The following is a 21,074-nucleotide window of genomic DNA, read 5'->3' as shown; positions in this document are numbered from 1 at the left end:
TCAAATGCACTCACCCGGCACGGGTGGACGACTTCACTTTATCCACGTAGGATTTGGCGCATACGCCAATAAGCCCACGATTTACGCCAATAATGCCGAGCCAACCGAAAACCATTTATGTGCTGGCCTTTGCCAAGGTGCAACTGCTCGATGTGACCGGACCGTTGCAGGTCTTCGCTTCGGCCAATGACCTGGCGCGCCAGCAAGGCTTACCGCAGCCCTATACGCCGAGGGTGATTGCCGCGCAGAGCGGGCCGGTAATGTCTTCGGCCGGGCTGGCGCTAGTGGCCGATCCGCTGCCGGCGAAGGGCGCAGCCTGCGACACGCTGATCATCGCCGGAGGCTGGGGCGTCTACGCAGCGGCCGAAGACCCCGGTCTGGTGGACTGGGTTCGCCAACAGGCCTCGCTATCGCGACGCGTGGCTTCGGTCTGCACCGGGGCTTTTCTATTGGCCGCCAGCGGCTGGCTCGACGGCAGGCGGGTGGTCACTCACTGGACTCGTTGCGAACAGCTGGCGCAGCAACATCCGCTGCTGCGGGTCGAGCCCAATCCGATCTTCATCAATGACGGCCCGGTCTGGACCTCGGCCGGTGTGACGGCCGGCATCGACCTGGCGCTGGCGATGGTCGAGGCCGACCTTGGCCGCGCCATGGCCCTGGAAGTCGCCCGGCAACTGGTGGTGTTCCTCAAGCGCCCTGGCGGGCAATCGCAATTCAGCGTGACCCTGGCCCTGCAAAAACACGGCGGCCGCTTCGACGAGCTCCACGCCTGGATTGCCGAACACCTGAGCATGGATCTCAGCATTCCAACCCTGGCGCTACAAGCCGGAATGAGTGAGCGCAGCTTTATCCGGCATTACCGGGTCGAGACCGGCCAGACCCCGGCTCGCGCGATTGAGCTGATCCGGGTGGAGACCGCGCGGCGCTTGTTGAGTGAAACCGGCGTGCCGATCAAACGGCTGGCGCTGCAGTGCGGGTTTGGCAGTGAAGAAACCCTGCGGCGCAGCTTCCTGCGGGCCATGGGGGTGACGCCGCAGGCTTATCGGGAGCGGTTTTCCCGCGAAGAGGCCGATTCAGCTGTGTACTAGCAAGTCCAACAGCGCTTTCACCGTTGCATCGGGCGCTTCCTGGGGGATGTTGTGTCCGACCCCAGGCAACACCCGACGCTCGTAGTGCTCGGAAAAAAATCCGCTATCTTGATCAATCTCCGATGCTGGGCCCGCTGCGGCCAGAGCGCCGCGACGATACACGCGGCGCGTCCGCCCCAGTCGTAACCGGCGAGGGCCGCGTGCTGGATCGACAAGCCATCCATCAACTCCAGCAGATCTTGCGCCAGTGCCGCTTGCTGACCCGAACGCATCACCTGCGGGCTGACGAAACGGGTCGGACCGTAGCCGCGCAAGTACGGAACAATGACTCGATAACCGTGGGCACACAGAGCTGGGGCGACTTCATCGTAGCCACGCGGATCGTACGGGAAGCCGTGCAGCAGAATCACCACCTCAGTGTTTGACGGGCCGTGCTCTTCGTAGGCAATGTCGAGCATGGAGGTACGGACATGTTTGATCGGCGGGTTTTGAGTCATCCGGGCACCGGTGTCGAAGGGAGGGCTGCCGAAACCTTAGCCTATCTCCGATCAAGCGCTGGAAAGACCTCGCCGCCGATGATGAGCAGGAATGTCTGGAATGCCGCTTGTCGAGATTCTTGACACCGCCCCATCGGCTTCTCTAGGATGCTGCTCATGCGCCGATTTAAACAGCTACTTGCGGGGCGCCAGGTGACTCGAAGGGTCACCGATAGAAGCCTGAAGCAGGCTTCGAAATACCGCTAAAGCGCTGGTTCGGTGTTGCCTCTCACCTGCCATGCAGACTTTTGAGGCAGAGACACGACACGATGACTGCACTACGCCCCCTTATCCGACTGGCGCCGATCACGGCGGACCTCGTCCAGCGCAATCCGAAAATCCTTCTCGGCGGTAACCACCAGCCCACCTTGCTGCGTTATCTCGATGGCTGGCCGCGTCGCACCGGTCGTCCTTCGGCCTTTCTGATTCAGTTTGTCGAAGACGGCGAGTCGCTGGCGCGTTTTCCCAGCGACAGTTTCGATCTGGCAGTGATCCAGGCGCCCAGCGCCGAGCAGGCGGCAGAAGTCATCCGGCAGCTGACGCGGATCTCCCGTCAAGGGCTGATTACCCGTCGCTGAGGCCCTTCGCGCCAGGGCGTTCAGGGTTTTGCCGGTTCAAAAGGATGGCGGAGTGATCACCCAGATCACCACCGCATCAACCTCGCCGGGGTTGCCGTATCTGTGAGGTTCCTGGCTGGAAAAACTGAAACTGTCGCCTTCATCGAGCTGGAAATGGCGCTCGCCAACCCAGAGTTCGAAACTGCCGCTGAGCAGGTAGCCGGCTTCCTCGCCTTCATGGCTATAGCTTTGCTGGCTGTAGGTGCCTGGCGGAAAGCGCGAATGCAGGATCTCCAGTTGACGATTGGGCTGCGGAGTCAGCAACTGGTCAACGATGCCGTCTTCGTAATGCACGCTCATTCGGCTGTTTTTGCGCACCACATAGCCGTTGTCTTCAGGCGCGGTGCTGGCTTCGCTGGCGAAGAACCACTGGATGGTCACGCCCAGGCTGCGGGCGATGTTGAACAACGCCGGAATCGACGGGTAGGCCAGGTTGCGTTCGAGCTGACTGATATAGCCCGCCGTCAGCTCGCTCATCTCGGCCAGGGCGGCCAGGGTCATGCCCCGGCGTTTGCGCAGACCGCGAATTCGCGTGCCGAGGAAGTGCGGCTCTGTTGCGCCGCCCTGTTTGGCGGGCGCGGCGCTGGCAGGCGGCAGGTTGCTGCTGTTGCTCATTGCGTGCTCCGAACCGGGTGTTGGCCGAGCGCATTGAAACGCTCGAGCCTGTCGATGGCAAGTCAGCAAGGGTGCTGACAAAGGCCCGGAGTATAAAGCAGCCTCAAAGCTCCCAGGCAACCTTCAGCCCTTCATAAATCGCTTCTTCGGCAGTGCGCGGCGCCAGGCAATCGCCAATCCGCCGGAACTCCACCAGACCTTGCAGTTCCGCGCCGAGGGTATCCACCGGCTGATGGCCCTGGCACAGCACCAGTGTGTCGATGTCCTCGAACATGATCGGTTCACCGCTGGCGGTGTGCTGCATGTAGACGGTACTGTCATCGCAGCCGTAAAGACGGGCATAGGGGGTGATCGGAATACCCAGCCGATGCAGCTCGCCGGCCAGATGATCGCGCACGTACAGCGGCAGATTTTCCCCGCAATGGGTGCCATTGACCGCCAGCTGCACTTGATGGCCGGCGCGCACCAGGCGTTCGGCGATGCCGGGGCCGATCCAGTCGCAACGCCAGTCGACAACCAGTACCGAGCGCCCGAGCTTGACCTCGTCGCGCAGCACTTGCCAGGCATCCACCACTTGCAGTTCGCCGCCACGTTCGAAGGTCGGCCAGTAGGGTTCGGCACCGGTTGCAACAATCACCATATCTGGCCGTTCGCGCTCGACCAACGCCCGGTCGACGCGGGTGTTGCGCACCACGCGCACGCCAGCCAGCTCCATTTCCCGCTGCAGGTTGGTGCTGGCGCCACCGAATTCGCTGCGCCGAGGCAGTAGCTGCGCGAGCAGGACCTGGCCGCCGAGCTGCGAACCGGCTTCGTAGAGCGTGACCTCATGGCCACGTTCGGCGGCCACGGCTGCGGCTTTCATCCCTGCCGGGCCGCCGCCGGCGATCATGATGCGCTTGCGTTTGGCCGTCACTTGCAGCCTGCCGAAAATCAGCTCACGACCGGTTTCCGGATGCTGGATGCAGGAAATCGGCAAGCCTTTGTGGAAGTGCCCGATGCACGCCTGATTGCAGGCGATGCAGGCTCGTACATCCTCGCTGCGCCCGGTATCCGTCTTGTTCGGCATCTGTGGGTCGCAGATCAATGCGCGGGTCATGCCGCAGACATCGGCCTGACCGCGGGCAATGATCAGTTCGGCTTCCTGGGGCTGGTTGATGCGACCGGTGACGAACAGCGGAATCGACAGACTGGCCTTGAACGTCCCGGCCTCCTTGGCCAGATAGGCCGCTTCGATGGCCATCGGCGGCACGATATGCACCGCACCGCCTAACGATGCCGAAGTGCCGGCGACGATGTGCACGTAGTCCAGATGCTGCTGCAATGACTGGACCGCTGCCAGCGACTCGTCTTCGGTCAGGCCTTCGGGGTCGCGCTCGTCGGCGCTGATGCGCAAACCGATGATGAACTGCTCATCAGTGTTTGCGCGCACCATCGCAATGACTTCGCGCAGAAACCGCAGGCGCTGTTGCAGGTCGCCGTTGTAGCCGTCGGTACGCTGGTTGACCCGCGGGTTGATGAATTGCGCGGGCAGGTAACCATGGCTGGCGACCACTTCCACACCATCCAGCCCGGCCTGGTACAAACGCCGGGCCGCCGCGCCATAACCGGCGACGATGTCGTCGATCATGGCTTGATCCAGCGCACGCGGCATGACCCGGAAACGTTCGTTGGGCACCGCCGAAGGCGAGTAGGCGACAGCCAGCAGACCATCGCTGGACTCCATGATTTCCCGCCCCGGATGGAAAATTTGCGAAAGCACCACGGTGCCATGGGCATGGCAGGTTTCGGCCAGCTTTCGATAACCGTCGATGCAGGCGTCGTCGGTGGCCATCAGCACATGGGAGGTGTAGCGCGCACTGTCATGCACCCCGGCCACTTGCAGCACGATCAGCCCGACGCCGCCTTCGGCACGCGCCCGGTGATAGGCGATCAATTGCTCGTTGACCAGGTTGTCGGTCGGCATCGAAGTGTCGTGACCGCTGGACATGATGCGGTTCTTGAGGCGCTTGCCACGGATCTCCAACGGTTCGAAGAGGTGCGCAAACGCTGGGTTTGAAGTTGGCATGGTGCGGTACTCCAGGCTAGCTGAAGCCGGAAAACTGGGTTTTCGGCGTTGTTATTATTGCCCTATAGAAATTTACCCTAAGTAAAAAATCAACTTGTTTTTTTAATATCGGTTGAGTAGCTTCGAGCGGTACCCGGCGCTGACGATGAATGTCGTTCTGGGTCGATCACGGCGAAGAACACTTCATCGCCTGGGCGAGCAAGTAGCCACCAGTGGCTGGACGCCTGGAGCGTCCAGCCCTATTGTTCGCGCAATCGATCAGCCAGAGGAGCCAAAACAGTGAACCAGATCGCCCACGCCGCCTTTTCCGCCACCGAACAAACGCTGACCGAACAACGCCTGCGTCAGGAGCTGGCCGCCTGCTATCGACTGATCGCGCACTTTCGCATGAGTGACCTGATTTTCACCCACATCTCGGTGCGTCTGCCGGGGCCTGAGCATCATTTCCTGATCAATCCCTACGGGCTGATGTTCGACGAAATCACCGCGTCCAGCCTGGTCAAGATCGACCTTGATGGACGCGCGGTGGAGGCGTCGCCGTATCCGGTCAACCCGGCAGGCTTCGTGATTCACAGCGCCATCCACGGTGCCCGCGAAGATGCGCAGTGCGTGCTGCACACCCACACCAAGGCCGGTTGCGCGGTGGCGGCATTGAAGTGCGGGCTATTGCCGGTGAATCAGATTTCCATGGAGTTCTACGAACGGGTCGCTTACCACGACTATGAGGGCGTGGCGCTGGATCTCGGCGAGCAGCAGCGACTGGTCCACGACCTGGGTGACAAGACGGTGTTGATGCTGCGCAACCATGGTTTGTTGACCGTCGGTGAAAGCGTCGGCCAGGCCTTTCTGCGCATGTACTACCTGGAAAAAGCCTGCGAGATCCAATTGGCGGCCCAGGCCTGTGGCGAACTGGTGCTGCCGCCGGCGGCCGTATGCGAACACACCGAGCGCCAGTTCAATGAGCCGGGGCGGCCATTGGCGGAGGGCGAGTTGAATGATCCGGATGCCATGCAGTTGGCATGGGCGGCGTTGTTGCGGTTGGCGGATCGAGTGGCGCCAGGTTATCGGGATTGAGCGCAATGCCCTGTGGCGAGGGGGCTTACTCCAATGCCAGTCAGTTAAGTGAAAGGTGCGCCCCTACAATAGAGACCTCATTTTCTTAACTGACTGGCATTGGAGCAAGCTCCCTCGCCACAATCAGCGCTCTTGTTGTACAGTCGTTCAGCTCAGTGGCTGCAAAAAGACTAGCCCAACGACTGTTCCAAGGAGATTGATCCCCATGACCCAGGAAGCCCGCTTTTCCCGAATGGAGCCGGAGTTGCGCAAGGCCAACCTGATCGAGGCGACACTGGTGTGCCTCAAGCGCCATGGCTTCCAGGGGGCTTCGATCCGCAAGATCTCGGCTGAGGCGGGGGTGTCGGTCGGGTTGATCAGCCATCACTACTCCGGCAAGGATGAGCTGGTGGCGGAGGCCTATATGGCGGTCACCGGGCGGGTCATGAGTCTGTTACGCGACGCCATGGAGCAAGCGGCACCGAATGCCCGTGAGCGTTTGTCAGCATTTTTTCGCGCGTCGTTCTCGGCCGAACTGCTGGATCCGCAACTGCTGGATGCCTGGCTGGCATTCTGGGGTGCGGTAAAGACCGCCGAAGCGATCAACCTCGCCCATGAGCATTCCTATGGCGAATATCGCAGCGAATTGCGCCAGGTGCTCTACGATCTGGCTCGGCAAGAGGGCTGGGAAGCCTTCGATGCCGACCTTGCCGCCATCAGCCTGAGCGCGCTGCTCGACGGCTTGTGGCTGGAGTCGGGACTCAACCCCGGCACCTTTACCCCGAGCCAGGGCATCCAGATCTGCGAAGCCTGGGTCGACGGTTTGCAGGCGGGCGGGCGCCAGCGTTTCCGGCTGCAGACAGAGGGCTGTTGATCGTTCGTTCAGCAATGGCTACTCTCTGCCGCTGAAGCTGGAAAACTCTAATAAGAAACGCGCCCTTCGGGCATATGCAGGACACCAAGCGATGACTCCTCGGGTACTGATCGTCGACGACGATCCGCTGATTCGCGAACTCCTTCACGCCTATCTTTCCCAGGAAGGCTATGACGTACACTGCGCCGCGACGGCGGAACTGGCCGAAACCTTTCTGGCGACCAACGCTGTCGACCTGGTGATGCTGGACATCCGCCTTCCGGGCAAGGATGGCCTGACCCTGACCCGCGAGCTGCGGGTGCGCTCGGAAGTCGGGATCATCCTGATTACCGGGCGCAACGACGAAATCGATCGCATCGTCGGCCTCGAATGCGGCGCCGATGACTACGTGATCAAACCCCTCAATCCACGTGAACTGGTGTCTCGGACGAAGAACCTGGTGCGTCGGGTTCGCCATGCCCAGCTGCAGCAGTCGACACCGGCACCGGTGCAGCCACGTCAGGTCAAACAGTTCGCTGCCTGGGGATTGGATACCGATCGCCGGCGCTTGATCGATCATGCCGGTGGCGAAACCTTACTGACCCATGGTGAATTCCAGTTGCTCAGTGTGTTTCTGCGCAACAGCGGGCATACCCTGAGCCGCGATCAGTTGATGGATCAGATCCGCAACCGTGAATGGGTGCCCAACGACCGCTCCATCGACGTGCTGGTCGGGCGCTTGCGGCGCAAGTTGCATGACGATCCCGCCGAGCCGCAATTGATCATTACCATCCATGGTGCCGGCTATCTGTTCACCGCCAGCGTGGCTGCCTGAATTCTATGTGGCGGCTGCTCTGGTTACTTCTGGCACTGGCGGGCACAACGGCTGTGGCGAGCGAGAAAATTCGTTATTGCGATTATCCGGTCTACCCGCCGATTTCCTGGAGCGACGGCAAGCAGGTGCGCGGCCTGGCGCCCAGCGTGGTGAAGAGGTTATTTGGCAACCTGGGCTACGAGGTCGAGATCGTCGTGCTGGGCAACTGGAAGCGCTGCCTGCTGGATGCCGCCGAAGGCCTGGTCGACGTGGTCCTGGCCTACAGCACGGCGCAGCGTGAACAGAGCATGCGCTTCTCGACGGTGCCGGTATTGCGCGAAGAGGTTGCGGTGTTCATCAACCGCCAGCACCCGGTGAAGTTCGAACGGCTTGAAGACCTCGGCAATTACCGCGGCGGCCTGCTGTTTGGCGAAAGCTATGGCCTGGACTTCGATCGCTTCGTCGCCCGGCACGGCAATATCGAATGGGTGTCCGACAGTCGCCAGAACTTCGGCAAGCTGATTCGCGGCAGGATCGACTTCATCACCCAGGAGCGGCGCACCGGGCAGCTGCTTGTGGAAAACCTGCCGGGCGCCGCGGACATCATGGCCTTGCCCAATTCATTGAGCGTCGACTATTTGCGGATCGCCGTATCGCGTCGTTCTGCGCTGGCCGAGCGCATGCCGGCGATCGACGCCGAACTGCAGCGGATGGTCGACGCGGGCGAGATCGAACGCTGGCTCAACGAAAGCGAAGCCACCTATCGCGACATGATCAAACTGCCGGCGGACGCACAATGAGCCGCGCCAGTCCTGGCGGCCTGTTACGGCGCTTGCTGCTGTTCATTCTGCTGTTCAGCCTGTGCTTCACCATCCTCGCCAGCACCGTGCAGCTGTATTTCGAGTACCGCCGTGAAATGCGCGATATCGATTCGCGCATGGAGTTGATCCGCGCGGGCTACCTGGCAAGCCTGGAGCGCAGCCTTTGGGATCTCAATCAGGAGCAGTTGAATGTGCAACTACGCGGCCTGGTGGACTTTTCCGATGTGGCCCGGGTGCGTTTGCGCAGCCCGGATTTCGACCTGCTGCAAGGCAGCGCCGCGCCGGTCGGCCCGCTGCGCATTGAGCGTTTCCAGCTGAATTATCAGCCACCGGCCGGGCCGTCACGGCATTTGGGTGAGCTGGAAGTCAGTATCGACCTGGGCGCGGTGTATCGCCGGTTGTACGCCACCGGGCTGACCAGCCTGTTATGGATGAGCGTGTTCCTCTGCGGTCTGGCGGTGGCGCTGTCGGGGTTATTTTACCGGCTGGTGACCCGGCACTTGCAGGTCATGGCCGACTTTGCCCGGCGCATCGCCGCCGGTGACTGGCACGAGCCATTGCGCCTGGACAAAAGCAGCACCGGCAGCGAAGACGAAATCGATACCGTGGCCCACGCCCTGGATGACATGCGCCGGGCGATTCTCAGGGATATCGACCGCCGCGAAGGCGACCGCCTGGCACTGCAGGACAAACGCGACGAATTGCAGAAAATGGTCGAGCGGCGCACGGCCAGTCTGTTGCGCGCCAAGGAGGAGGCCGAAGCGGCCAACCTCGCCAAGTCGCGCTTCCTCGCGACCATGAGCCATGAACTGCGTACTCCACTCAACGGCATTCTCGGCATGGCCCAATTGCTGCGCGGCGCCAGCCTCGACGAACGCGATGGCAAACGCCTGGAAGCGCTGTACAAAGCCGGCGAAGGTCTGCTGGCGATTCTCAACGAAGTGCTGTATTTCGCCCGGCTGGAGGAGGGCGAAAGCCATCCGGAGCGGGTCGACTTCTCTCTCAGGCAACTGCTCGATGAGGTGCTCACGCTGCTTGAACCGCGAGTGCTGAGCAATGGCACGCAACTGCATTGTCGGGTTGATCCGCGGGTCGTCGATCGTTGCCATGGCGCCGAACAGTTTTTGCGTCAGGTGCTGAGCAATCTAATGGCCAACGCCATCAAGTTCACCGAGGCCGGACAGATTACCGTCGAAGTCGTGCTACTGGCGGCGGGCGACCAGCCCGCAGGGCAACGCCTGCGGTTCAGCGTGACCGACAATGGCATCGGTATCGCTGCGTCGGTACAGGAAAAGATCTTCGAGCGTTTCACCCAGGCCAGCGAAGACGTGACCCAGCGTTATGGCGGTACCGGGCTGGGATTGGCCATCAGCAAACACCTGGTGCAGTTGCTCGGCGGGCGCATCGGAGTCGACAGCAAGGAGGGGCAGGGCAGTTGCTTCTGGTTCGAGTTGACCCTGCAACCGGCCCTGGTCGCTGCCAATCTCGCGCCTGCCAGTGCGCCGACTCAGGCTCTGAACATTCTGGTGGTCGAAGATGTGGCGTTGAATCGCGAGGTGGTCAGTGGCCTGCTGGAACGCGACGGACATCGCGTCAGCCTCGCGGAAGATGCCGAGCAAGCCCTGGAACTCTGCCACAGGCAGTCCTTCGAGTTGATCCTGCTCGATGTGCACCTGCCGGGTTTGAGTGGCGTCGAACTGTGCAAGCTGATCCGCAGCGCACCGGGACCTAATCGACACAGTCGCATTCTCGCCCTGACCGCCAGTGTGCAGCCGGCATTGGTTCGCGGCTACCTGGATGTCGGTATGCAGGGCATTCTCGCCAAGCCGCTGAAGCTGGAAAACCTGCGCCAGGCATTGGCCGGTGAATCACCCATGCCCGAACCTGCGCCGGATACTCATGTGAGGGGCTGGCAACTGATGGACTGGCAGTTACTGCACACCCATCGCAGCTTGCTCGGCGAGCAGAAACTGCAGGGCCTGCTGGGAGTGTTGCGCGACTCGATTGCCCAGCACCGCGTGGCGCTTACTGAGGCGATTGAAGCCGGTGACTGTACCGAGGTTGCGCATTTGGCCCACCGTTTGGCCGGGAGCAGCGATTCATTGGGCTTTCGCGCCTTGGCCGAAGTCTTGCGAGCCCTCGAGGAGGCTGCATTGAGCAACGATACTGCGGCGGTACAGGCACTGGTGCCCCGATTCCATGGGGTGTTGCAGGATTCGCAAGGGGTGCTGGCGGACGTGTTGAGCGCCTGACATACAAAATCGTTACGACTTTTTACAACTTTGATCTTCAGCTTCAACGCGAACTTACATGGCTTTCCAATAATCGGCACAACCGCGCCGGACGCGGTCTTCGAAGCTTATTGGAGATAATAATAATGAACTGCCGTAAAGCTGATCTTTCCCCGCGTGATGACCTCCTGTCATCCGCCGCGCACCTTTCCCAGTCTTGAGAGGTGCCGTCATGAGCGATTCTATCGAACCTAAAGGCATACAGCTGACCCGTGCCTTGAAAAGCCGACACATTTTCATGCTGTCGCTGGGCGGGGTCATCGGCACCGGGCTGTTCATGGGCTCGGGCGTCACTATCAACCAGGGCGGTCCGATGGGGGCAATTCTGGCTTATCTGGTGGCCGGCTTCCTGATGTACCTGGTGATGGTCTGCCTCGGCGAGCTGTCGGTGCAGATGCCGGTGTCCGGCTCGTTCCAGACCCATGCCACAAAGTACATCGGACCGGCCACCGGTTTCATGATCGGCTGGGTGTACTGGATGAGCTGGGCGACCACGGTCGGCCTGGAATTCACCGCGGCGGGCATGTTGATGGTGCGCTGGTTCCCGGACATCCCTATCTGGTATTGGTCGGCACTCTTTGTGGTGGTGTTGTTTGGGCTGAACGCCCTGGCCACTCGCGCTTTCGGTGAAGCGGAATACTGGTTTTCCGGGATCAAGGTGGCGGCGATCCTCGGCTTTATCATCGTTGGCGTACTGGTGATTTTCGGCGCGATCCCACTGACCAGCGGCGCCCCGGCGCCGATGATGACCAACCTGATCGGCGACTCGCTGTTCCCCAACGGTCTGTCGGCGGTGTTCGCGGTGATGATGACCGTGGTCTATGCCTTTCAGGGCTGTGAAATCATGGGGGTTGCCGCTGGCGAAACCGACCAGCCGGAGAAGAGCATCCCCAAGGCGGTGCGCAACGTGGTGTTCCGGGTGCTGATCTTCTATGTGCTGGCCATCGTGGTGCTGTCGGCCATTGTCCCATGGCAACAGGCCGGCTTGATGGAAAGTCCGTTCGTGCAGGTGTTCGACATGGTCGGCATTCCTTACGCCGCCGACCTGATGAACTTCGTGATCCTCACCGCGATTCTCTCGGTGGGTAACTCCGGCCTGTACGCCTCGACGCGGATCCTCTGGGCGATGTCGAAAACCGGCATGGCCCCGAAAAGCCTCTCGCCCTTGAGTTCTCGCGGGGTGCCATTGCGGGCGCTGAGCATCACCCTGTGCTTTGCCCTGGTGTCGCTGCTGACCAGCTTCATTGCCGCCGACACCCTGTTCATGGTGCTGATGGCTGTCAGCGGCATGGCCGGTACCGTGACCTGGATCGTGATCGCCCTGGCGCAATACAAATTCCGTCGCGCCTACCTCAGGGAAGGCGGCAAGCTCAGTGATCTTAAATATCGCGCACCCTGGTTTCCGTTCCTGCCGCTGCTGTGCATCGCCCTGTGCTGCTCGCTGTTCGTGTTCCTGGCGCTGGACGAGACGCAGCGTCCGTCGCTGTATTGGGGCTTTGGCTTTATCGCCATTTGCTACGGTGCTTACTTCGTGACCAATGGCAAACGCCAGGCGGCAATGGCGCAGACACTGCCGACGGTCTAAGCCTGCAAATAAAAAAACACTGTAGGAGCGAGCTTGCTCGCGATGGACTTGAAGTTGACGCGTTTCCTCAGGCAGCACGCGTTAACGTTAACGACCATCGCGAGCAAGCTCGCTCCTACATTGGATCTCCTCGACCTCAAGACCCTCGCAAATAGCCTCGTATTCAGTTGTTCAAAGATGTAACAACTTTTCCGGCGGGTATTCGAAATATCTAATTATTCTCTTTTAAAACAATCAGTTATTTAGGTTTTAAGGCTGTTACAGGCGCCCCGGCCGCAGGATTGCCGCCTTACTGAACAGTCGTTTAGTATGGTCGCCATGTCGCTCCCCCCTCATGCCAAACACAACAATTCGAGGACTCGTATGACTACTCAATCTTCTCTGCTCAGTCAGGTCGAAGCAGGCGTTGCCTGGATCACCCTCAACCGTGCGCCACAGCGCAATGCGCTGGACATTCCGACGCTGAAAAGCCTTCACGCCTTGCTCGATCAATTCAACACCGATCCGGCTGTACGGGTGATCGTGCTGACCGGAACCGGTCGCAGTTTCTGCGCCGGTGCCGACCTCGCCGAATGGGCCGAAGCCGAGGCCCGCGGTGCGCTGGAAAGCTACGGCTGGACCGAAACCGCCCACGCCCTGATGAGCCGTCTGTACAGCCTCGATAAACCGACCATTGCCGCGATCAACGGCACCGCCGTCGGCGCCGGGATGGATTTGACCCTGTGCTGCGACTTGCGCCTTGCCGCGCAGTCCGCCCGGTTCAAGGCCGGTTACACCAGCATGGCCTACTCGCCGGATGCCGGTGCCAGCTGGCATCTGCCGCGTCTGATCGGCACCGAGCAGGCCAAGCGCCTGTTGTTCCTCGATGAACTCTGGAGTGCCGATCGCGCCCTGACTGCTGGCCTGGTCAGTGAAGTCTGCGCCGATGAGCAACTGCTGAGCGTGGCCGGCAAACTGGCCGCGCGCCTGGCCAGCGGCCCGACCTTCGCTTTTGCCCAGACCAAGAAGCTGATGCGTGAAGGCGCCCAGCGCAGTCTGCCGGAACAACTGAGCGCGGAACTCGCCGCCGGTTTGCTCTGTGGTCGCAGTCAAGACGGCGCCGAGGCCTTGCGCGCGGCGATGGAAAAACGCCCGCCGGTCTTTATTGGCCAATAAATGCGGCGTCGCAGCCCACGAATAAAACGATTATCGAAGAGCAGGTAGCGTTATGAATTTCCAGCTGACCCAAGAACAAGAAATGTTGGTGGACGCGGTTCGCAGTTTTGTTGCCAAGGAACTGCTGCCCCATGAAGAAGCGGTCGATCGCGCCGATGAAGTTTCCCCGGAGCTCGCCGCACAGATTCGCGGCAAGGCGCTGGCGGCAGGTTTCTATGCCTTCAACATGCCGGAAGAAGTTGGCGGCGGCGGGCTCGACTACCTGTCCCAGGCGCTGATCGAACGCGAACTGTCCAAAGTGTCGTGGGCGCTGCATGTGTTCGTCGCGCGGCCGTCGAAAATCCTCATGGCCTGCACCGGCCAACAGATTCAGGATTATCTGCTGCCGTGCATCCAGGGTGAAAAGATCGACTGTTTCGCGCTCACCGAACCGGGCGCCGGCTCTGACGCCAATGCGATCAAGACCCGTGCCGTGCGCGACGGTGACGACTTTGTGTTGAACGGCAGCAAACACTTCATCAGCCATGCCGGGCACGCCGATTTCGCGATTGTCTTTGCCGTGACCGATACCTACGAACACAACGGTCGCCAACGCAACGCCGTGACCTCGTTCCTGGTCGACCGAGGCACGCCGGGCATGACCATCCGCCGTGGGCCCAAGTGCGTCAGCAACCGCGGTTATCACACCTACGAAATGTTCTTCGACGACTGCCGCGTACCGGCTTCCAAAGTGTTGGGCGAAGTCGGCAAGGGCTGGGAAGTGGCCAACGCCTGGCTGACCGCCGGGCGAGTGATGGTTGCCGCCAACTGTGTCGGTCAGGCCCAGCGGGCGCTGGACGTTTCGCTGCAATGGGCGGCGGATCGCAAACAGTTCGGCCAACCCATCGGCACCTACCAAGGGGTGTCGTTCAAGCTCGCCGACATGGCCACGCAAATCCGCGCTGCCGAACTCTTGACCCTGCACACCGCCTGGAAAATGGATCAGGGCAGCATGACCGACGGCGAAGCCGGCATGGCCAAGTTGTTCGCCAGTGAAGTGCTCGGTCGCGTGGCCGACGAAGCGGTACAGATTTTCGGCGGCATGGGCTTGATGGACGAAGGTCCGGTCGAGCGTATCTGGCGCAACGCCCGGATCGAGCGGATCTGGGAAGGCACCTCGGAGATCCAGCGTCACATTATTTCCCGCGAACTGCTGCGGCCGCTGCTGCGCTGATCGGGTCGGAGAACGGATATGTCCCAACAGATTCGCGACAACCTTAAACGCCTGCTCGCGCCGCGCCACCTGGCATTCATTGGCGGCCGGAGCATGGCCCGTGCTCTCAAGCGCTGTGCCGAGGGCGGTTATCAAGGGCAGATGTGGCTGGTCAATCCGCAGCACGACAGCCTCGAAGGCGTGCCCTGTGTGCCCAGCGTGGCAGAACTGCCGTGCGGGCCGGACGCGGTATTCATTGCCACCAACCGCGAGCTGACCTTGACCTGCGTCGCCGAACTGGCGGCCAAGGACGCGGGCGGGGCGATTTGCTACGCCTCGGGTTTCGCCGAGACCGGCGCTGAAGGTCAGGCGATGCAAGACCAGCTGCTCCAGGCAGCCGGCGACATGGCCTTGCTCGGCCCCAACTGCTATGGCTTGCTCGATTACCTGCACAGCTCGGCCCTGTGGCCGGTGGCCCATGGCGGCAGGACTGTGGAGAGGGGCGTTGCGGTGCTGACCCAGAGCGGCAACTTCGCCTACAACCTGTCCATGAGTGACCGCTCGTTGCCAGTGGCCTATATGGCTTCAGTCGGCAATCAGGCGCAGCTGGGCATCGCCGAGCTGATGGATGTACTGCTCGACGAGCCCCGCGTCACCGCGATCGGCCTGCACCTGGAAGGGCTGAAGAACGTCCCGGGCTTTGCTCGCGCGGCACACAAGGCGCTGGAAAAAGGTATTCCGATCATCGCGCTGAAAACCGGGGTGTCGCAGATCGGCGCCGAATTGGCCCTCAGTCACACCAGCTCCCTGGCCGGTTCCGATGTGTTGTACGACAGCCTGTTCGAGCGCCTCGGGGTGATTCGCGTCAGTGGTCCGGTGAGTTTTGTCGAAACCCTGAAAGCCGCTGCCTGCGGCAATTTACCGGCTGGCAACAGCCTGATCGCTCTGGCCTGTTCCGGTGGCGATGCCGGGTTGATTGCCGACTATGCCGAACGCAACGATCTGAGCCTGCCCAGGCTCGATGAAAGCCAGCGGCTCGAACTGGATCTAGTGCTGCCGAGCTACGCCAATCTGGTCAACCCGCTGGATTTCACCACGGCGATCTGGGGTGACCGCGAAGCGCTGGACAAGATGCTCGACAGTGCCCTGCGTACTGAAGCCGACGCCGCGGTGCTGGTGCTCGATTACCCCTCGCAAGCCACCGGTGAACGCAAGGAATGTGACCTGCTGCTGGAGCTGTATTGCGCGGCGTTGAGCCGTCACGGCAAGAGCGGTTTCGTCACCTCGGCCTTTCCTGAATTGCTGCCGGCCAGCGCCCGCGAGCGTCTGCATGCTCGCGGTGTGGCGGCATTGCAGGGCGTCGAGGATGGCTTGGCGGCGTGGGGCCGAATCGCCGGTTATCAGCGCAAGCGTCAGGCTTTGCTCGCGCTGGGTGAGTCGGCGCTGGTGCCGCTTTGTCCACAGGCGCTGGAAGGCGAGGGGCAACTGCTCGATGAATGGCAATCCAAACAGGCATTGCGCGCCTTTGGCCTGCCGATTCCGCAAGGCTTGCTGAGCACTCCGGGCGAGGCGTTGAACGCAGCGAATTCGCTGGGTTATCCACTGGTGCTCAAGGCGGTCAGCGCCGAACTGCCGCACAAGACCGAAGCCGGAGCCGTGGCACTGAACCTGCGCGATCCGCAAGCCTTGAGCGACGCCCTGGAACAGATGCGCGCTCGGATCGCCGCCTATGCACCGGGGGTCGCATTCGATCAGGTGCTGCTGGAGCGCATGGCAACCCCGCCATTGGCCGAGTTGATCGTGGGTATCAAGCGCGAAACCGGGTTCGGCCTGGCGCTGGTCATCGGTGCCGGCGGGATTCTGGTGGAACTGCTCAAGGACAGCCGCAGCCTGTTGTTGCCGACCACTGACGGGGCCATTCGCAACGCGCTGCTGAGCCTGCGCAGCGCCGCTTTGCTGCAGGGGTTTCGTGGTCGCGAAGTGGCGGATCTGGACGCGCTGGTGGCGGCGATCCGCGCTGTGGCGGACTACGCCTGTGAAAACGCCGGGCAGTTGCTCGAACTCGATGTGAACCCATTGTTGGTCGGTGCCCAAGGCACCACTGCGGTCGATGCGTTGATACGCCTCGGCCAAGCCTGAGGATCTGAGCATGCAAAGCAAAACCTTGACCGGCGGCCAGACCCTGGTGCGCCTGTTGGCCAATTACGGCGTCGACACCGTGTTCGGCATTCCCGGCGTGCATACCCTGGAGCTGTATCGCGGCTTGCCCGGCAGTGGCATTCGCCATGTGCTGACCCGGCACGAGCAAGGGGCCGGTTTCATGGCCGACGGCTATGCGCGGGTCAGCGGCAAGCCGGGGGTGTGCTTCATCATTACCGGGCCCGGCGTGACCAATGCCGCGACCGCGATCGGCCAGGCCTATGCCGACTCGATCCCGATGCTGGTGATTTCCAGCGTCAACCATACGGCCAGTCTTGGCAAAGGCTGGGGCTGCCTGCACGAGACCCAGGACCAGCGCGCCATGACCGCGCCGATCACCGCGTTCTCGGCGGTGGCCTTGAGTGCCGAGGATTTGCCCGAACTGATCGCCCGTGCTTACGCGGTGTTCGACAGCGAGCGTCCGCGCCCGGTGCATATTTCGGTGCCGCTGGATGTGCTGGCCGCGCCCGTCACGCGTGACTGGAGCAATGAAGTAGTGCGCCGTCCGGGACGCGGCGTACCGGCGGCCGAGGTGCTGGATCAGGCGGTGGCGAAACTGCAGGCGGCCCGCCGGCCGATGATCATCGCCGGTGGCGGTGCGCTGAATGCCGCCCAGGCGCTCGAGGCGTTGAGCACACGGCTGGCTGCGCCATTTTTCAGCAGCGTCGCCGGCAAGGGTTTGTTGCCGCCGGATGCACCACTGAATGCGGGTTCCACCCTGTGTGTGGAACCCGGCTGGGAGCTGATCGCCCAGGCCGATGTGGTGCTCGCGGTCGGTACCGAAATGGCCGACACCGATTACTGGCGTGAACGTCTGCCACTGAACGCCGAGCTGCTGCGGGTGGATATCGACTCGCGCAAGTTCAATGATTTCTACCCGTGCGCGGTGGCCTTGCAGGGCGATGCGCAGCAAACGGTCGCTGCCTTGCTGGAACGTCTGCCGGAATCGGCCCGCGATGCGAGCGCTGCCATTCAAGCAGTCGACACCTTGCGTAAAGCGGTCAAGGCCGGGCACGGCACCTTGCAGTCGATCCATCAGGTGATCCTCGACCGGGTCTCGGCCGAATTGCCGGACAACGCCTTTATCAGCAGCGACATGACCCAACTGGCCTACACCGGCAACTACGCCTTCAGCAGCAAGGCGCCGCGCAGTTGGCTGCACCCGACCGGTTACGGCACCTTGGGTTATGGCTTGCCAGCGGGAATCGGCGCCAAGTTCGGCGCGCCAAACCGGCCCGGATTGGTGCTGGTCGGCGACGGTGGTTTTCTCTACACCGCGCAAGAACTGGCGACCGCTGTGGAAGAGCTGGACAGCCCGCTGGTGGTGCTGCTGTGGAACAACGATGCCCTGGGGCAGATCCGCGACGACATGCTCGGCCTGGATATCGAGCCGATTGGTGTGCTGCCGCGTAACCCGGATTTCGCCGCATTGGGCCGGGCCTTTGGTTGCACCGTGACCCAACCCCAGAGCCTGGACGAACTGCAAGCCGACCTGCGTACCGGCTTCAAACGAAACGGCGTGACCCTGATCGAGCTCAAGCACGCCTGTGCGTTGGTCGGTTAAACCATCAATAAGGAATAAACCCCCATGCGTTTTTCCAATCTGACCCAACGAATCGCCGGTGACGGTGCCGCCGCCTGGGAGATTCATTACCGCGCCCTGGCACTTCAGGAACAAGGCCACGACATTCTGTTGCTGTCGGTGGGCGACCCGGATTTCGATACCCCGGTGCCCATTGTGCAAGCGGCCATCGATAGCCTGCTGGCGGGCAATACCCATTACGCCGAAGTGCGCGGCAAGCGTGCCCTGCGCGAGAGCATCGCCAAACGTCATCGGCAACGCAGCGGCCAACCGGTCGATGCCGATCAGGTGGTGGTGCTGGCCGGTGCGCAATGTGCGTTGTTCAGCGTTGCCCAGTGCGTGCTCAATCCCGGCGATGAAGTGATAGTCGCCGAGCCGATGTACGTCACCTATGAAGCAGTGTTCGGTGCCTGCGGCGCGGTGGTGATTCCGGTGCCAGTGCGCTCCGAGAACGGCTTCCGGGTGTTGCCTGAAGACGTTGCCGCGCGCATTACCCCGCGCACTCGGGCGTTGGCGCTCAATAGCCCGCACAACCCGTCCGGCGCCAGCTTGCCGCGCACAACCTGGCAGGCACTGGCTGAGCTGTGCATTGCCCATGATCTGTGGCTGATTTCCGATGAGGTCTACAGCGAGCTGTTGTTCGACGGCGAACACATCAGCCCGGCCAGTCTGCCGGGCATGGCCGAGCGCACCGCGACCCTCAACAGCCTGTCGAAATCCCACGCCATGACCGGCTGGCGCGTCGGCTGGGTGGTCGCGCCACCGTCACTCGCTGGGCATCTGGAAAATCTCGCGCTATGCATGCTCTATGGCTCCCCGGATTTTATTCAGGACGCCGCGGTAGTCGCGCTGGAGACCCAGTTGCCGGAACTCGAAGCCATGCGCCAGGCCTATCGCCAGCGCCGGGATCTGGTCTGCGAATCCCTGGCCGACTGCCCCGGAGTGCGCGCGCTGAAACCCGATGGCGGGATGTTCGTGATGGTCGACATCCGCGAAACCGGGCTCAGCGCCCAGGCCTTCGCCGACCGCCTGCTGGACCGGCACGGAGTATCGGTGCTGGCTGGTGAAGCGTTCGGCCCGAGTGCCGCCGGGCATATTCGCCTGGGGCTGGTACTGGGCACCGAGCCGCTGCGCGATGCCTGCCAGCGGATTGCTCGCTGCGCCAATGAATTGATGGAGATCCGGGTCGATGGGTAATTACAGCAGGCTGTTTATTGACGGCGCCTGGCAAACGCCTTCCGGTCAGGGCCTGGCCGAGGTGATCAATCCGGCCACTGAAACGGTCGCAGGCTCGGTACCGTTGGGCGATGAGCGTGACGTTGAACGTGCCGTGGCCGCGGCACGAAGGGCCTTCGGTGCATGGTCGCGAACTTCGTCCAGCGTGCGTGCGGCTTATATCCGCGCACTGGTCGAGCAGTTGCAGGCGCGGGCAGACGAGATGGCGCAGGTGATCACCGCCGAGCTCGGCATGCCGGTGCAATGGTGTCGCTCGGTGCAGGTCGAGGGGCCGATTGCCGGGTTGGAACAGTACATCGAAATCGCCGGGCTGATGGATGAGGTGCGCGAGGTCGGCAACTCTTTGGTGATTCGCGAACCGGTCGGTGTCTGCGCCTTTATCAATCCGTGGAATTACCCGCTGCACCAGTTGATCGGCAAACTCGCGCCGGCGCTGGCGGCCGGCTGCACGGTGGTGGTCAAGCCGAGTCAGGAAACCCCGTTGCATGCCTTCCTGCTGGCGGAGATGATCGAGGCCATCGGTCTGCCGGCCGGGGTATTCAATCTGGTCAGCGGGCCCGGGTCCAAGGTCGGTGAAGCCTTGGCCAGACACCCGGATGTCGACATGATCTCGTTCACCGGCTCCACCGGCGCCGGCGTCCGCGTGGCCCAGGCGGCAGCCCCTTCGGTCAAGCGGGTCTGTCTGGAGCTGGGAGGCAAGTCACCATTGCTGATCGGCGAAGATGCCGATCTGGCGGCGGCGGTACGCTACGGCGTGCAGGACGTAATGATCAACTCCGGGCAGACCTGCACTGCCTTGACCCGCATGCTGCTACCCGCCAGCCGCTATGCCGAGGCGCTGGAGCTGGCCCTGGCAGAGACGCAAAAGCTGCGCATGGGCGATCCGCTCGACCCGCAGAGCTTCCTTGGCCCGATGTGTTCTGCGGCGCAGCGTCGGACCGTGCGCGACTACATTCAAGTCGGTCAGCAAGAGGGCGCGCGGCTGCTGTGTGGCGGTGAAACGGCTGACGAGTTCGAGCGCGGCTTTTACCTCAAGCCAACACTGTTTGCCGACGTCGACAATCGGATGCGCATCGCCCAGGAGGAAATCTTCGGCCCGGTGCTGTGCCTGATCCCCTATGCGGATGAAGCCCAGGCCATACAAATCGCCAACGACTCGCCGTTCGGCTTGTCCAGCGGCGTATGGGCCGGAACCACTGAGCGTGGGCTCGGGCTGGCGCGGCAGATGCGCGCCGGGCAGTGCTTTATCAACGGCGCGGCGTTCAACTATCAGGCGCCATTTGGCGGCTACAAACAGTCAGGTAATGGTCGCGAGTGGGGTGAAGAAGGGCTGGCCGAGTTTGTCGAAGTGAAGGCGATGCAAGTGTGATCT

16 protein-coding genes and 1 pseudogene are annotated in these 21,074 nt (G+C 62.0%); 14 read left to right on the top strand and 3 right to left on the bottom strand.

Features of this window, described 5'->3' with window-relative positions:
* The first annotated feature begins 92 nt into the window (after positions 1-92).
* Positions 93-1,088 (top strand): GlxA family transcriptional regulator, encoded by a 996-nt coding sequence (locus tag ACA064_RS24000; protein ID WP_497670349.1) that lies wholly within the window; start codon positions 93-95, stop codon positions 1,086-1,088.
* Between the two features lie 125 nt (positions 1,089-1,213).
* Here the strand turns inward: ACA064_RS24000 and ACA064_RS23995 are convergent.
* Positions 1,214-1,585 (bottom strand): annotated as a pseudogene (locus ACA064_RS23995) (alpha/beta fold hydrolase); the annotation flags it as partial.
* A gap of 308 nt (positions 1,586-1,893) precedes the next feature.
* On the opposite strand from ACA064_RS23995, the gene ACA064_RS23990 reads away from it, so the two are divergent.
* Positions 1,894-2,202, top strand: coding sequence for a class I SAM-dependent methyltransferase (locus ACA064_RS23990; protein WP_497670348.1), 309 nt, complete (start codon positions 1,894-1,896; stop codon positions 2,200-2,202).
* 36 nt (positions 2,203-2,238) lie between these two features.
* On the opposite strand, the gene ACA064_RS23985 is transcribed toward ACA064_RS23990, so the two are convergent.
* Both ACA064_RS23985 and ACA064_RS23980 read right to left on the bottom strand, forming a co-directional pair.
* On the bottom strand, positions 2,239-2,856 hold the full coding sequence (locus tag ACA064_RS23985; protein ID WP_497670347.1) for a helix-turn-helix domain-containing protein: 618 nt from the start codon (positions 2,854-2,856) through the stop codon (positions 2,239-2,241).
* A 103-nt stretch (positions 2,857-2,959) separates the two neighbouring features.
* Positions 2,960-4,921: an oxidoreductase gene (locus ACA064_RS23980; RefSeq protein ID WP_497670346.1), complete on the bottom strand. Its 1,962-nt coding sequence runs from the start codon at positions 4,919-4,921 to the stop codon at positions 2,960-2,962.
* 288 nt (positions 4,922-5,209) lie between these two features.
* Here ACA064_RS23980 and ACA064_RS23975 point away from each other — a divergent pair, with 288 nt between their 5' ends.
* The 12 genes from ACA064_RS23975 (at position 5,210) to ACA064_RS23920 (ending at position 21,071) form a co-directional block, all read left to right on the top strand.
* Positions 5,210-5,995, top strand: a complete 786-nt coding sequence (locus ACA064_RS23975) for a class II aldolase/adducin family protein (RefSeq protein ID WP_497674317.1) — start codon at positions 5,210-5,212, stop codon at positions 5,993-5,995.
* Positions 5,996-6,200: 205 nt separating this feature from the next.
* Entirely contained in the window at positions 6,201-6,848 is a 648-nt protein-coding gene (locus tag ACA064_RS23970) for a TetR family transcriptional regulator C-terminal domain-containing protein (RefSeq protein WP_497670345.1), read from the top strand.
* 91 nt (positions 6,849-6,939) lie between these two features.
* On the top strand, positions 6,940-7,662 hold the full coding sequence (locus ACA064_RS23965) for a response regulator (protein WP_497670344.1): 723 nt from the start codon (positions 6,940-6,942) through the stop codon (positions 7,660-7,662).
* A 5-nt stretch (positions 7,663-7,667) separates the two neighbouring features.
* A complete protein-coding gene (locus tag ACA064_RS23960; protein WP_497670343.1) occupies positions 7,668-8,441 on the top strand; it encodes a substrate-binding periplasmic protein in 774 nt (257 codons plus the stop codon).
* Positions 8,438-10,714 (top strand): ATP-binding protein, encoded by a 2,277-nt coding sequence (locus tag ACA064_RS23955; protein ID WP_497670342.1) that lies wholly within the window; start codon positions 8,438-8,440, stop codon positions 10,712-10,714. The genes ACA064_RS23960 and ACA064_RS23955 overlap by 4 nt, the downstream gene beginning before the upstream one ends.
* 211 nt (positions 10,715-10,925) lie before the next feature.
* Positions 10,926-12,338 (top strand): amino acid permease, encoded by a 1,413-nt coding sequence (locus ACA064_RS23950; protein WP_497670341.1) that lies wholly within the window; start codon positions 10,926-10,928, stop codon positions 12,336-12,338.
* Between the two features lie 363 nt (positions 12,339-12,701).
* A complete protein-coding gene (locus ACA064_RS23945) occupies positions 12,702-13,493 on the top strand; it encodes an enoyl-CoA hydratase/isomerase family protein (RefSeq protein WP_497670340.1) in 792 nt (263 codons plus the stop codon).
* A 52-nt stretch (positions 13,494-13,545) separates the two neighbouring features.
* Positions 13,546-14,706, top strand: a complete 1,161-nt coding sequence (locus tag ACA064_RS23940) for an acyl-CoA dehydrogenase family protein (protein ID WP_150806378.1) — start codon at positions 13,546-13,548, stop codon at positions 14,704-14,706.
* 18 nt (positions 14,707-14,724) lie between these two features.
* Positions 14,725-16,824, top strand: a complete 2,100-nt coding sequence (locus tag ACA064_RS23935) for an acetate--CoA ligase family protein (RefSeq protein ID WP_497670339.1) — start codon at positions 14,725-14,727, stop codon at positions 16,822-16,824.
* 10 nt (positions 16,825-16,834) lie between these two features.
* Positions 16,835-18,448 carry a 5-guanidino-2-oxopentanoate decarboxylase gene (locus ACA064_RS23930; protein ID WP_497670338.1) on the top strand — a complete coding sequence of 538 codons (1,614 nt, stop codon included), beginning with the start codon at positions 16,835-16,837 and terminating at the stop codon, positions 18,446-18,448.
* Positions 18,449-18,472: 24 nt separating this feature from the next.
* Entirely contained in the window at positions 18,473-19,663 is a 1,191-nt protein-coding gene (locus tag ACA064_RS23925; protein ID WP_497670337.1) for a pyridoxal phosphate-dependent aminotransferase, read from the top strand.
* Positions 19,656-21,071: an aldehyde dehydrogenase family protein gene (locus tag ACA064_RS23920; protein WP_497670336.1), complete on the top strand. Its 1,416-nt coding sequence runs from the start codon at positions 19,656-19,658 to the stop codon at positions 21,069-21,071. Before ACA064_RS23925 ends, ACA064_RS23920 begins: the two co-directional genes overlap by 8 nt.
* Positions 21,072-21,074: the final 3 nt, after the last annotated feature.

Source organism: Pseudomonas sp. LBUM1658 (assembly GCF_059716055.1).
The sequence above is the reverse complement of the archived record's forward strand: the minus strand, read 5'-3'. Positions and strand labels throughout refer to the sequence as shown.